This window comes from Pseudomonas sp. 9.1(2019), assembly GCF_009910445.1.
GTDB lineage: Bacteria > Pseudomonadota > Gammaproteobacteria > Pseudomonadales > Pseudomonadaceae > Aquipseudomonas > Aquipseudomonas paraversuta.
Map to the genome: position 1 here is coordinate 178,507 of NZ_VBWF01000011.1, position 13,632 is coordinate 192,138.

Sequence of the window (13,632 nt, forward strand, 5' to 3'; positions counted from 1 at the left end):
TGTTTTCGACAGACCGATAGACCCAGGTCGCAAACACCTTATTGAATGTTCCCGTCTTATAGAGGAGCGCGACCCATGACCGTGATCAAGCAAGACGACCTGATTCAGAGCGTTGCTGACGCCCTGCAGTTCATTTCCTACTACCACCCCGTGGACTTCATCCAGGCCATGCACGAGGCTTACCTGCGCGAAGAATCGCCAGCGGCCCGTGACTCGATGGCGCAAATCCTGATCAACTCGCGCATGTGTGCCACCGGCCACCGCCCGATTTGCCAGGACACCGGCATCGTCACCGTATTCGTGCGTGTGGGCATGGATGTGCGCTGGACCGGCGCCACCATGGGCCTGGACGACATGATCAACGAAGGCGTGCGTCGCGCTTACAACCTCCCGGAAAACGTCCTGCGGGCTTCGATCCTGGCCGACCCGGCCGGTGCTCGTCGCAACACCAAGGACAACACCCCGGCAGTTATCCACTACTCCATCGTTCCGGGCAACACCGTGGAAGTGGACGTAGCAGCCAAGGGCGGCGGCTCCGAAAACAAGTCGAAAATGGCCATGCTCAACCCGTCCGACTCGATCGTTGACTGGGTACTCAAGACCGTTCCGACCATGGGTGCAGGCTGGTGTCCACCGGGCATGCTCGGCATCGGTATCGGCGGCACGGCTGAAAAAGCAGCGGTAATGGCCAAGGAAGTGTTGATGGAATCCATCGACATCCACGACCTGATCAAGCGCGGCCCGTCCAGCCGTATCGAAGAGATGCGTATTGAGCTGTTCGAGAAGGTCAACCAGCTGGGCATCGGCGCCCAGGGCCTTGGCGGCCTGACCACCGTGCTCGACGTAAAAATCATGGACTACCCGACCCACGCCGCTTCCTTGCCGGTGTGCATGATCCCGAACTGCGCGGCCACCCGCCATGCGCATTTTGTGCTCGACGGTTCCGGCCCGGCCGAACTCGAGGCACCACCGCTGGACGCCTACCCGCAAATCGTCTGGGAAGCAGGTCCATCGGCACGCCGTGTAGACCTGGACACCCTGACCCCGGAAGACGTGCAAAGCTGGAAGCCGGGCGAGACCGTTTTGCTCAACGGCAAAATGCTCACCGGTCGCGACGCTGCGCACAAGCGCATGGTCGAAATGCTCAACCGCGGCGAAACCTTGCCGGTCGACCTCAAGGGTCGCTTCATCTATTACGTGGGCCCGGTTGATCCGGTCGGCGACGAAGTAGTGGGGCCTGCCGGTCCGACCACAGCCACGCGGATGGACAAGTTCACCCGCCAGATCCTGGATCAGACCGGCCTGCTGGGCATGATCGGCAAATCCGAGCGCGGCCCGACCGCTATCGAAGCGATCAAGGACCACAAAGCCGTGTACTTGATGGCGGTTGGCGGTGCAGCGTATCTGGTGGCTCAGGCCATCAAGAAATCCCGCGTAGTCGCCTTTGCCGAACTGGGCATGGAAGCGATCTACGAGTTCGACGTAAAAGACATGCCGGTTACCGTGGCTGTCGACAGTAAAGGCGAGTCGGTGCACATCACCGGCCCGGCAATCTGGCAGAAGAAAATCAGCGAAAGCCTGGCCGTTGAAGTGCAGTAAGCCCTTCTAAGCCAGACACAAAAAAACGGCCGGGTTAATCACCCGGCCGTTTTTTTATGCCACTTCACTGTAGGAGCGAGCTGGCTCGCGAGCTTTTCGTTGCTGCGCTAAAAAGTGCGCTCCTGCGGGATGTTAAAACGCGTTACGGAAGATTTCTTCAATCTGCCCCTGATCTGCCTTGCGCGGGTTGGTAAAACCACAGGCGTCTTTCAGCGCGTTGGTTGCCAGAATCGGGATGTCATCCAGCTTGGCCCCCAGATCCCGCAGCCCCGCCGGAATTTCAACATCCTTGGCCAGGGTCCGAATCGCCGCAATGGCTGCTTGCGCACCCTCCTCCGGACTCAAACCCCGGACATCGGCGCCCAGCGCGTGGGCCACGTCGGTCAGGCGAGCCGCACATACATGAGCGTTGAAGGTTTGCACATGGGGTAGCAGTACCGCGTTGCACACCCCGTGCGGCAAGTCATAGAAGCCACCCAACTGGTGCGCCATGGCGTGCACAAACCCCAGCGACGCATTGTTGAACGCCATGCCCGCCAGGAACTGCGCGTAGGCCATGTTCTCCCGGGCGGTCAGATCCTTGCCGTCGGATACTGCCTGACGCAAGTTCTGACTGATCAGCTCCATGGCTTTAATTGCACAGGCATCGGTAATCGGGTTGGCCGCCGTCGACACATAGGCTTCAATGGCGTGGGTCAGCGCGTCCATACCGGTCGCAGCCGTAAGCCCCTTGGGCATTGCCACCATCAGTTGCGGGTCGTTGACCGACAGCAGCGGTGTTACGTTGCGGTCGACAATTGCCATTTTCACATGGCGCTCTTCGTCAGTAATGATGCAAAAACGCGTCATCTCACTGGCCGTACCCGCCGTGGTGTTGATCGAAACCAGCGGCAGTTGCGGTTTGGCCGACCGATCGACGCCTTCGTAATCACGAATATGCCCGCCGTTGGTGGCGCACAGCGCAATCCCCTTGGCACAGTCGTGGGGCGAACCGCCGCCCAGCGAGACAATAAAGTCGCATTGATGCTGCTTGAGGACCTTCAGGCCCGCCTCTACGTTACCAATGCTCGGGTTCGGCCTGGCGCCGTCGAAAACCACCGATTCGATATCCTGCAAGCCCAGCTTTTCTGCGATCAGCGTCGCTACCCCGGCCTTGGCCAGCCCGGCATCAGTCACGATCAGCGCCTTGCGAAACCCATAATTGCGAATCGCGCTCATCGCTTCATCCAGACAACCGTTACCCATTATGTTCACGGCGGGAATAAAAAATGTGCTGATCATGGCGAGTCCTCTAAGGCGGGGTGCAGCCCGCGACGCTGAATAAATCCATGTGCATAGCTTCAACCTGTTTTGGTACACCAATGTTGATCTGGCTCAACACTTGAGCGTGATAAAGTCCTGCTTTGCCCCCCGCCTTGAGACGATATTTGCCATGACCCCCTTCCAGGAATTTGATGCAGAACTAGAAGACTGGAATGCACTGAGCACCGGCACAGCGTGCAGCGGACTGCTGATTGGTAACGGCGCAAGCATGGCCGTGTGGCATGACTTTTATTACGACTCGCTATTCGAAAAAGCCAAAAGCGTCGCCGAAAAGCCCCTCAGCCAGACCGAACTCAGCGTGTTCGAAGCACTGGGTACGCGTAATTTCGAGCACGTGTTAAGTGCACTCAAAACCGCAAGCAAGGTCAACAAGGCCCTGGCCATCAACTCGGCTTCGCCGCGCAAACGCTACTACGCCATCAAGGAAGCCTTGATCAACAGCACCCAGGACGTACATATCCCCTGGCGCCTGATGCAACCCGAAACCCTGGCATGCTGGAACCAGGAGCTGGCGCGCTACGCCACGGTGTACTGCTCCAACTACGACCTGCTCACCCCCTGGGCTGTGATGCAGGCGCCAAAACAGTTCAATGACTTGTTCGACAGCCCCGGGGCTACCTTCGAACTGGGTGCAGCACTGGGCAAGAGCAAATCCACCCGCGTGCTTTACCTGCACGGCGGCCTGCATCTGGTGAAAAACCAGGAAGGCAAGGCGCGCAAGATCAACGCCACGCCACCCGTGCTGCTAAGTAACTTCGCGATTAATCACTCGATCAGCGCCCTGGACGATGTGCCGCTGTTTGTCAGCGAAAGCAACAGCGACGACAAGCGTAAATCCATTCGTCACTCGGATTACCTGTCGTTTTGCCATGAACAGTTGATGAGCCACAAAGACAGCTTGTGCATCTTTGGTCACAGCCTGGGAGAGCAGGATCAGCACCTGATTGATGCCCTGCGCCAGGCGCCGCTGAAAACCCTGTGGATCTCGATTTACCCGCGCAACGAAGCCTTTATCCGCTTTCAGAAGCACCACTACGCGGCGCTATTTGCAGACAAAAAGCTGACATTACGCTTCTATAATTCGAAAACCCACCCGCTTGGCTACACCAGGCACTCGGTGCCGGTGGAGGTCTGAATCCGCTCCCCTCCCGCAACGGGAAAAGGGCCCGCAATCCCTAGTCATCCCTGCTATTGACCACCACCAGCAACTGCGCCTGAACCTGCCCCACCGAACGTAAACGGTGGGGCTTTTGGGCGTTGAAATGCAAGGCATCGCCCTTCTGCAAAATGACCCGCTCAGTCATGAAATCCACCTCTACTGCCCCCTCATGCACGAACAAAAACTCTTCGCCCGCATGCTCCTTGAAGCTGGGATCGGCGAATTCGAAAGGGGGGAACATCATGAACGGCAACAGGTTGCGCTCGCTGACCTGATGCGCCAGCACTGCATAACCGGGTGACTGCCCGGTGCCCGACAGCAACTGGCGCTGATCACTTCTCACCAGGCTGTAGTTGTCCAGCCGTGCGCTGTCCTCCGAGAACAGCTCCTCGACGTTCACATTCAGCGCCTTGGCCAATTTAAGCGCCGCGGCGATCGACGGCGTATTAAGCCCGCGCTCAACTTTGGACAGGTAACTCTTGGTCATGCCGGATTTTTCGGCCAGCACCTCAAGGGTAACGCCCAGTTTTTTTCTGAGTAATTTCAATCGGATAGACATGTATAGCAATTAATCCATCAAAGGAGCCGCGGGTTTCTCTTGCCAATGACACTTTGTGTCATATAGCCTCTTAAGTGTCATATACGCTACCCCGCCACTTTCCAGGCTGCGGGGCAGGCAATCCGGCAATCACTGCAAAGGACACCGACATGGCCAAGACATTAGCACTCCCGAAAGAGCAGCTGGTCAAGCAAGCGCTTGTACAGATGCAAAATACGCTGGCGGATAATACGTGGACTGACCGGCAAAAGCTGGCCCTGACCTGCCGCATCCTCTTTGAAAACGGCCACGACTCTGGTCTGGCCGGGCAAATCACGGCTCGCGGGCCACAACCCGGCACCTATTACACCCAACAACTGGGCCTGGGATTCGACGAAATAACTGCCGGCAATCTACTGCTGGTCAATGAAGACCTGGAAGTACTCGAAGGCCACGGCATGCCGAACCCGGCCAACCGCTTTCACAGCTGGGTCTACCGCGCCCGCCCGGATGTGAACTGCATCATCCACACTCACCCGACCCACGTAGCCGCACTGTCGATGCTGGAAGTACCGCTTGAGGTGTCGCACATGGATCTCTGCCCGCTGTACGAAGACTGCGCTTTTCTGCAAGGTTGGCCGGGGGTGCCAGTGGGTAATGAAGAAGGTGAAATCATCACCCGGGCGCTGGGCGCCAAACGCGCGATCCTGCTCTCGCACCACGGCCAGTTGTCGAGCGGGGCCAGCATCGAAGAAGCCTGCGTGATCGCGCAACTGATCGAGCGCGCCGCCAAGCTGCAACTGCTGGCGATGGCGGCCGGCACTATCAAACCCGTCGAGCCGGCGCTGGGTCGCGAAGCCCATGACTGGATCAGCCGTCCTAAACGTCACGCTGCCGCATTCAATTACTACGCCCGGCAAAACCTGCGTCGTCATGCCGATTGCCTGAACTGAGCCCACCTACCTGTTGAAACGGAGATACTTCATGTCGACCTCAAACATTCACGGCATCATCGGTTACACCATCACCCCGTTTACCGCCGACGGCGAACAGATTGACCTGAGCGCACTGGGACGCTCCATCGACCAACTGATCGACAGCGGTGTTCACGCCATTGCCCCCCTGGGCAGCACCGGCGAAGGCGCGTACTTGAGCGACGCCGAATGGGATCAAGTCAGCCAGTTCACCCTGGCCCATGTCGCCAAAAGGGTACCGACCATAGTCAGTGTGTCCGACCTGACCACCGCCAAGGCTGTGCGGCGCGCGCGCCTTGCCGAGCAATATGGCGCCGATGTGGTGATGGTCTTGCCGGCCGCCTACTGGAAACTCAGCGAAGCCGAAATCCTCGCTCACTACCGCGCCATTGGCCACAGCATCAGCACTCCGATCATGCTCTACAACAACCCGGCCACCAGCGGTACGGACATGTCGGTCGAGTTGATCCTGCGCATTTTCAATGCGGTTGAAAACGTCACCATGGTCAAGGAAAGCACCGGCGACATTCAGCGCATGCATCGCCTGCAACAGCTGGGCGAGGGGCAGATCCCGTTTTATAACGGTTGCAACCCGCTGGCACTGGAAGCGTTCGCGGCCGGAGCCAAAGGTTGGTGTACGGCTGCACCGAACCTGATTCCGGCACTCAATCTGGGGTTGTATGAAGCGGTACTGGCCAACGACCTGAAAACAGCCCGCGAGCTGTTCTATCGCCAATTGCCACTTCTGCAGTTCATTCTAAAAGGTGGCTTGCCCGCAACTATCAAGGCAGGTCTGCGCCTTACCGGCATTGAGGCTGGGGACCCGCGCCTGCCGGTATTTCCACTGTCTGAAAGCGCCGTTTCACAATTGCAGCAAATCTTGAAAACCCTGCGCTGACTCTCCCGCAACACCCGGGCCTGCTGCCGAACATGACACTGATGCTTTGCCCTTGAAAACCCAGTGACACCTTCGCCAGCAGGCTCAGACCAATGGGGTCATCAAAATTTTTCTTTGATCAGCGTGGTCGGCCCGTTGGTTTTGACGCTGGCTATGCCTTTGTCCCGCGCCGCCTCGGCGCTGTACTGCTCGCTGGTACCAATGATCTGGTGATTCGCCGCCTTGAGGTTGAAGTACGGCTTGCCGTCTTTGGCGACCTTCTTCTCATAGCGCTCATCATGGGGGCTATTGGCCTGCACCGAGGCAATCCCGGCTTTGGCCGCCGCCAGGGTGGTGTAGTGCTCACTGACCAAAATCGTTTCGGCGTTTGCCGCCTTCAAGACAAAACGGAACTGTCCGTTGCTGGTTTTGCTCAACTCGTACCAACCTGACATAACCACTCTCCTGCTGTAGTAGGGATTTTTCCCTTCTTCAGTAAAGCGGCCACAGGGTATTTAGCCATTTATCCGCCGCAATAAGCGCAAAGATGAATTTCCAGCGAGACAAATAGCAATAATTCTCGATACCATTCGCGACTTGTTTGCATCGCTGCATCCTTAAGGATCTTCATGTCCCGCTTCAAACCTGACCCGCCAGTGGCCGAATCCTTGCGCGAGTTCTACACACAGATTCTGCACTTCCTGCGCAAACGCACGGACAACGCCAGCGATGCAGCTGACATGACCCAGGATGTATTCACCCAATGGCTGGGTTATCAGGACCGGGCCAAAGTCGAGCAGCCACGGGCCTTTCTGTTCCAGATGGCGCGCAATCTGTTACGCGATCACTGGCGTCGCCAACAGGTACGTCAAGCGGTGCACAGCGAACAGAGTGCGGGTCAACCCGAGCCCCTGACCGACGAGAGGGATGAGCCGATGGCTGGCGCACAACGCCTGCAATATCTCGAGCAACTCAAAGCCGTGCTCGCAGAACTCTCGCCCAGACGCCGCGAAGCCCTTATGCTGCATCGTTTTGAAGGCTTGAGTCAGGCGCAGATTGCCGAACGTATGGGGATCTCCGTCAGCATGGTGGAAAAGCACATTGCCTTTGCCTTGCTTCACTGCAAGCGACATTTACAACGGGACAGCGGCAAGGAGCAGCCACAATGACCCCTTTTCAAATGACCGCTCACGAGAGCATCGACCCACAGGCGGCCACCTGGTTTGCGCGTAATCGCAATCAACCCGACAGCAATTGCAGCGAGCAATTCAACAGCTGGAAGGCCGTCCCTGCCCATGCCCGGGCATATGCCGAATTTGAGTCTCTGTGGGCCGATCTCGGCGAACTCAAGCAGTTGAATAAACCCGTGCCCCTGCCCCGGCGCCGCCGCTCAGTGCTTGCCCTGGCAACGGCCGCAGCAGTGTTATGCGCCGTGTTTGCACTCAATATCGGTACCCCGGTACAGCTGCATCAACAACAGATCGCAACCCAGAGTCAGGACGCAAAAACCGTCAGACTGCCCGACGGCAGCACCTTGACCGTCAATGCCAACACCCGTTTGCGCATCGACTTCAGCGCCAGTCAGCGGGACATCTATCTGGATCGGGGCCAGCTCTATATCGAAGTGGCCGCCAATAAGGAACAGCCGCTGGTGGTACACGCCGGCCATGCGCAGGTCCGGGTCGTCGGCACCGGTTTTGATGTGCGCCGCAGCCAGCGTCAATTGGTGGTGAGTGTCGCCCACGGGCAAGTCGCGTTTATCCCCGATGGCAAGTCGGCCGCCTTGCTGGGCGCCTCACAGCGTGCCACTTACGACTACGCCAAAGGCTCGCTTGAGGAGCAAAGTCTCAGCCCGGGTGAAGTGGCTGACTGGCGCAGCGGGCATCTGTCCTTTCGCAATCGTGAACTGGCCAGCCTGGTGGACGAGCTGGACTTATACCGCCCCGGGGTGATCGAGCTGGCAGACGGCCCGCTTGGCCGCTACAAGGTCTCGGGCAATCTGGATGTCAGTGACCCCTTGGCTCTGGTCAAGGCTTTACCCGCGCTGATCCCGGTGAAAAATCACCTGCTGGATAACGGAAAAATCCGTATCGAGCCCCGCTAAAAAACATATGCGAATATTTTTCATTCGCATATGTGGTTTTCTCTTTGTGCCGCGTCTTCCTTCGGTCTGCTAACGCATGTCTTTTTTGGCCTTTGTTGCCGCACCGGGGGATTTCATGTTTCGCGCACCACATCACTTCTCGCACTTGTGCACACGTACTGGATTGCTCGCTGCGTGTATGGCGGTCAGCCTGCACGCCCATGCCGAATCGATCCAGTTGCAACTGCCGGCGCAATCGCTGGCCAGCTCATTGAGTGATGTGGCACAGCAGGCAAAAATCCAGCTGCTGTTTGACGAAGCCTTGTTACGCAATGTGCAAGCCCCGGCCCTAAGTGGCACTTTCAGCCCGCAAGAGGCGATCAACCGGTTGCTCAAAGGCACGGATTTCAGTCTGATCCAGGTCGACCGCACCTATGTTGTGCGCCCCCGGGAAGAAGGCATCACCACCAGCAACAGCCTGGAGCTGGGCGCGGTCAGCGTGGTAGGCAACGGCAACGAAGTCGACTCCAGCAACGTCGGCAAGTCGACCATGACCCAAACCGAAATCAACAGGTATCAGGCCAATAACATTCCCAGCCTGCTGGCCACCTTGCCGGGCATCAACCTCGGCGGCTCCCTGAAACCGGGCGGCCAGACCATCAACATCTGGGGCATGGGCGAAGCCGAAGACGTCCAGATGACCGTTGATGGCGCGACCAAAAGCGGTTTTGAGCGCTACAAGCAAGGCACGATCTTCATCGAACCTGAACTGATCAAACGCCTTGCAGTCGAAAAAGGCCCCCACGATTTCCGCACCGGCAATGGCGGTTTTGGTGGCGTCGTGCACATGGAGACCAAAGACGCACCGGACCTGCTGGAAGAAGGCAAAGACCTGGGCGCCATGCTCAAGTACGGTTACAGCAGCAACGACCATCAACAGGTCTACAGTGGCGCCGCCTACGGCCGGACCGAAGATGGCCGCGCCGATGCGCTGGTGTACTACACCAAACGCGACGGCGATGACATGAAGCTCGCGGATAATATGCCCAACCCCGGCAATGTCTACCCGGTGAACCCCTTGCGCCTGCCCAATACGGCCCAGGACCTGGATGCGCAACTGCTCAAGCTCAACCTGCACCTGACCGACGAGCACAGCGTCGCAATGTCCTACTCGCAATCGAACAACCACTTGTGGGTCCCGTTCTCGGCTGTCAGCTACCCGGCGCCGCCGAGCCAGGCCAACATCGATAAATACGGTTACGACATTGCTTCGCAGCGCTACCTGTCCACCCGTTCGACCGTCGACACCACCTGGTCGGCCAAATACAACTACGAGCCCATCGATAACCCTCTGCTTGATCTGGAAGTGAAGTACTCGCACTCCAACACCGAGCAGACCGACGAGCGCGGCGAACAGGCCTTCATCCAGCCCACCAGCGGCGGGCGCAAGATGGAAACCGGCTACACCGATGACATGCTCCAGATCGAAAACATCAGCCTGTTTGCCACCGGCCCCCTGGACCATGCAATCACCACCGGCGTGCAGTTTCGCAAGCATGAACGCGATGTGAACATGTGGATGCCGGGCAAGACCTACGAAGTAGAAAAATACAACTATGGCCATTACCAGCCAGGCTTTATGCCCGCCGGCAAGGTGGACACCAACAGCTTTTATATCCAGGACGCCATCACCCTCGGTGATTTCACTCTGACGCCGTCGATGCGCTATGACCATGTTCGAAATCGTGGCCAGGAGAACGATGCGCCCTACTACAACCACCTGGAACTGGGCCATGACTACAGCGCCAAAACCTACACCGGCTGGTCGCCGCGCCTGTCAGCGTTCTGGAAAATAACCCCGCAGACCGCCCTGTTTGTCGACTACAGCAAAACCTGGCGCGCCCCGGTGATCGACGAACAGTACGAAGTCCAGGCCATTGGCGGCCGAACATCCACCAGCCTCGGCCTCAAACCGGAGCGCATCACTGGCTGGCGCGGGGGCAATATCACCACGTTCGATCAGATCTTTGGCGACAGCGACCACGCACTGATCCGCACCACCCTGTTCAGCAACAAGATCGACGATGAGATTTTCAAAGCCACGGGCGTGGGTTGTGCAGCGCAAACCGCGTCAGGCGGCATGACACAAGACTGCGGCCCCAACATGCCGAACTACCGCAACATTGGTAGCGTGACCATCAAGGGCTTTGAGATCGAAAGCTTCTACGAGGCCACTTACCTCTTCGGATCGCTGTCGTACGCATGGATGACCGGCAAACACCAAGGCGCCTACACCAACCCCTGGGGCCCCGACGTATGGGCCCGAGATGTTCCTGCGCCCAAGTGGGTGGCCGTACTGGGCACGAAAATTCCGGCCTGGGATGCCCGAATCGGCTGGAAAGGCGAGTTCGTGCGCAAGACTGACCGCTTGCCGAGCGATAACTACTACAGCAGCGATATCAGTGCCCTGGGCGACCGCTACTGGGACCACTACGACAATGACGGCTACAACGTACAGGGCCTGTTTGCCAACTGGAAACCGACTCAGCCCTACCTCAAAGGCACCGAGGTCAACTTCACGGTGGATAACCTGTTCAACAAAAGCTATCGCCCGATGCTCAGCGGAGAAAATGCCTACAGCCAGGGCCGCAACGCCAAAGTCAGCGTGACCCGGTTCTTCTAAAACTGCAGATACCTCGCACACCGACCTCAGGACAGCTTCGCCACCGGATGCAGCCTGTCGGCAGCGGCTACAAGAGAGAGGCTCAACCCTGCTTGCGCCCCACCAAATTCAATTCCGGCGCCTGCACCCGGCGCTGGCTCAGGTAGCGGCTGCAACTTACCCGCAGGAACGAGGCGAAGTTGACCACTTCGCCCCGATAATCCATCACCTCTTCGTAGAGCTTGGCCACCAGTTGGTTGGTGGTCATGCCATCGGTTTCAGCAATCTCGCTGAGGATGTCCCAGAACTGGTTTTCCAGGCGCAAGGTGGTGACCACGCCGCAAATACGCAAGGAGCGCGAGCGCGACTCGTAAAGAATCGGATCGGCTTTGACATATAGCTCACACATGGTCGCACCCTCTTCTTACAAGGTAATGGTCGTACCCAACAACCCAAGAAACGCCGCCAGCCAGGCAGGATGCGCCGGCCACGCAGGCGCCGTCGCCAGGTTGCCTTGCACATGGGCCTTGGTCACGTCGATATCAATGTAAGTACCGCCGGCCAATCGCACTTCCGGGGCGCAGGCCGGGTAAGCACTGCACTCGCGGCCTCGCAGCGTTCCGGCAGCCGCCAGCAATTGCGCGCCATGGCACACAGCAGCAATTGGCTTACCGGCCTTATCGAATTCACGAACCAGTTCCAGAACCTTTTCGTTCAACCGCAGGTATTCCGGAGCTCGGCCACCTGGTACCACCAGCGCGTCATAGTCACTGGCCCGGACTTTGTCGAAATCGAAATTCAGGGCGAATAGATGACCCGGCTTCTCGCTGTAGGTCTGATCGCCCTCGAAGTCATGAATCGCCGTGCGAACGGTCTGCCCCGAGGTTTTGCCGGGGCACACTGCGTGAACCTGATGACCCACCATCAACAGCGCCTGAAACGGCACCATCACTTCGTAGTCTTCAACGTAGTCGCCAACCAGCATCAGAATTTTTTTCGCCGCCATGGTGAGTTCTCCTCCGGGGTAAGCCTTGGACTGATAAGAGTAGCCAAGGTACCCCCTGAGGGCCCACGCGGGTAATAGCCAGGTACTACGTGCCCGCCCGCAGGCTTGTTACAGGCCTACTTCAACAAACCGTCCGCCTGCAGCAAGGTTTCCAGGCAGTGCTCCTGAATGTTGTAAAACGCCTTGAGCTCCTGGATTTTCACCAGCAACTGCGCCGGGTCCAGGGGTTCGTCGCGTTTTACCGCGAGGATCATTTTGTTTTTGTTGGTGTGCTCCAGGGAAATGAACTCAAACACTTTGGTTTCATAACCGCAGGCCTCAAGGAACAGTGCACGCAAGCTGTCGGTGACCATTTCGGCCTGCTGGCCAAGATGCAACCCGTATTGCAGCATCGGCTTGAGCAGCGCCGGGCTCTGGATCTGCAGGCGAATCTGCTTATGGCAGCACGGCGAGCACATGATGATCGCCGCCCCCGAACGAATGCCCATATGAATCGCATAGTCGGTGGCAATGTCACACGCATGCAGGGCGATCATCACGTCAATCGGGGTCGGCGCAAAGCTGCGTACGTCACCATGCTGAAAGTACAGGCCCGGGTGCTCCAGGCGCTGGGCGGCGTTGTTGCACAGCGTGACCATGTCTTCACGCAGCTCAACCCCGGTGACCACACCTTCAGCCTTGAGGCTGTGACGCAGGTAATCGTGAATGGCAAAGGTCAGGTAACCCTTGCCCGAACCGAAATCCACCACCTTGACCGGTTGATCGAGCTTAAGCGGCGAGTTGCTCAAGGCGTGGGAAAACACCTCGATGAATTTGTTGATCTGCTTCCACTTACGCGACATCGCCGGGATCAGTTCTTGCTGCTTGTTGGTGACCCCCAGATCCGCCAAAAACGGCCGGGTCAGGTCCAGGAAGCGATTTTTCTCACGATTATGCTCAGCCGAAGGCAGTTCACGCTCCTGCTGGCTTTTACCTTTGAACAGCGAGCTTTTGCCCTTTTTGCTGTATTCCAGCTGCACTTCGTCGGTCAGAGTCAGCAAATGCGCGTTTTTAAACGCTTCAGGCAACAGCCCGGCGATATTGGCCACGCCCTCTTCAAGGGGGAAGTTCTTGGTGATATCGCGGGTTTTGTAACGGTACACAAACGACAGGCAAGGCTGATCCTTGACCGTGACTTGCTTGATGATGATCCGCTGCAGCTCGGCCTCTGGCCCGACATACTTGGCCAGTACCAGTTTGATAAAGGAGTTCTGGGCCAGGCCGGTTTCCAGCAAGTGCAAAAATTGCGCACGATGATCCGGCACAGACGGGGCGGTGGTAGCAGTCACTGACATTGAAAAAGGTGCCTCGGGGGATGCAGGAGGGGGAATCTGAAAAGCAATGGCGGCTATTTTAGGCGCGTTCGCCGCCA

Annotated in this window: 13 protein-coding genes; 7 read left to right on the forward strand and 6 right to left on the reverse strand. The window is 57.9% G+C overall.

Annotated features, from left to right (window positions below; translation table 11 throughout):
• Positions 1 to 75: 75 nt before the first annotated feature.
• Complete coding sequence (locus FEZ21_RS19740) at positions 76 to 1,599, forward strand: fumarate hydratase (RefSeq protein ID WP_003441135.1); 1,524 nt, start codon at positions 76 to 78, stop codon at positions 1,597 to 1,599.
• 132 nt (positions 1,600 to 1,731) lie between these two features.
• Here FEZ21_RS19740 and yiaY read toward each other — a convergent pair whose 3' ends face one another.
• On the reverse strand, positions 1,732 to 2,880 hold the full coding sequence (gene yiaY / locus FEZ21_RS19745; RefSeq protein WP_160628263.1) for an L-threonine dehydrogenase: 1,149 nt from the start codon (positions 2,878 to 2,880) through the stop codon (positions 1,732 to 1,734).
• Between the two features lie 151 nt (positions 2,881 to 3,031).
• Between yiaY and FEZ21_RS19750 the strand changes: the two genes are divergently transcribed.
• Entirely contained in the window at positions 3,032 to 4,057 is a 1,026-nt protein-coding gene (locus FEZ21_RS19750) for a DUF4917 family protein (RefSeq protein ID WP_160628265.1), read from the forward strand.
• A 40-nt stretch (positions 4,058 to 4,097) separates the two neighbouring features.
• Here FEZ21_RS19750 and FEZ21_RS19755 read toward each other — a convergent pair whose 3' ends face one another.
• A complete protein-coding gene (locus tag FEZ21_RS19755) occupies positions 4,098 to 4,640 on the reverse strand; it encodes a helix-turn-helix domain-containing protein (protein ID WP_160628267.1) in 543 nt (180 codons plus the stop codon).
• Positions 4,641 to 4,789: 149 nt separating this feature from the next.
• Between FEZ21_RS19755 and FEZ21_RS19760 the strand changes: the two genes are divergently transcribed.
• On the forward strand, positions 4,790 to 5,572 hold the full coding sequence (locus FEZ21_RS19760; protein ID WP_003441123.1) for an aldolase: 783 nt from the start codon (positions 4,790 to 4,792) through the stop codon (positions 5,570 to 5,572).
• A 31-nt stretch (positions 5,573 to 5,603) separates the two neighbouring features.
• Positions 5,604 to 6,491 carry a dihydrodipicolinate synthase family protein gene (locus FEZ21_RS19765; protein ID WP_010655866.1) on the forward strand — a complete coding sequence of 296 codons (888 nt, stop codon included), beginning with the start codon at positions 5,604 to 5,606 and terminating at the stop codon, positions 6,489 to 6,491.
• A gap of 101 nt (positions 6,492 to 6,592) precedes the next feature.
• Here the strand turns inward: FEZ21_RS19765 and FEZ21_RS19770 are convergent, their stop codons facing one another.
• Positions 6,593 to 6,925, reverse strand: a complete 333-nt coding sequence (locus tag FEZ21_RS19770) for a YegP family protein (RefSeq protein ID WP_127196590.1) — start codon at positions 6,923 to 6,925, stop codon at positions 6,593 to 6,595.
• A gap of 174 nt (positions 6,926 to 7,099) precedes the next feature.
• On the opposite strand from FEZ21_RS19770, the gene FEZ21_RS19775 reads away from it, so the two are divergent.
• From FEZ21_RS19775 to FEZ21_RS19785, 3 genes are all read left to right on the forward strand, one after another.
• The gene (locus FEZ21_RS19775) at positions 7,100 to 7,639 is read left to right on the forward strand and encodes an RNA polymerase sigma factor (protein WP_003441114.1); all 540 of its coding nucleotides are present in this window, start codon (positions 7,100 to 7,102) and stop codon (positions 7,637 to 7,639) included.
• Positions 7,636 to 8,574: a FecR domain-containing protein gene (locus FEZ21_RS19780; RefSeq protein ID WP_160628269.1), complete on the forward strand. Its 939-nt coding sequence runs from the start codon at positions 7,636 to 7,638 to the stop codon at positions 8,572 to 8,574. The genes FEZ21_RS19775 and FEZ21_RS19780 overlap by 4 nt, the downstream gene beginning before the upstream one ends.
• A gap of 115 nt (positions 8,575 to 8,689) precedes the next feature.
• A complete protein-coding gene (locus tag FEZ21_RS19785) occupies positions 8,690 to 11,236 on the forward strand; it encodes a TonB-dependent receptor (protein ID WP_160628271.1) in 2,547 nt (848 codons plus the stop codon).
• A gap of 82 nt (positions 11,237 to 11,318) precedes the next feature.
• Here FEZ21_RS19785 and FEZ21_RS19790 read toward each other — a convergent pair whose 3' ends face one another.
• From FEZ21_RS19790 to FEZ21_RS19800, 3 genes are all read right to left on the reverse strand, one after another.
• The gene (locus FEZ21_RS19790; RefSeq protein ID WP_003441106.1) at positions 11,319 to 11,624 is read right to left on the reverse strand and encodes a ribbon-helix-helix domain-containing protein; all 306 of its coding nucleotides are present in this window, start codon (positions 11,622 to 11,624) and stop codon (positions 11,319 to 11,321) included.
• Between the two features lie 15 nt (positions 11,625 to 11,639).
• Positions 11,640 to 12,221 (reverse strand): DJ-1/PfpI family protein, encoded by a 582-nt coding sequence (locus FEZ21_RS19795; protein ID WP_160628273.1) that lies wholly within the window; start codon positions 12,219 to 12,221, stop codon positions 11,640 to 11,642.
• Positions 12,222 to 12,337: 116 nt separating this feature from the next.
• A complete protein-coding gene (locus FEZ21_RS19800; RefSeq protein ID WP_160628275.1) occupies positions 12,338 to 13,555 on the reverse strand; it encodes an SAM-dependent methyltransferase in 1,218 nt (405 codons plus the stop codon).
• Between the last annotated feature and the right edge of the window lie 77 nt (positions 13,556 to 13,632).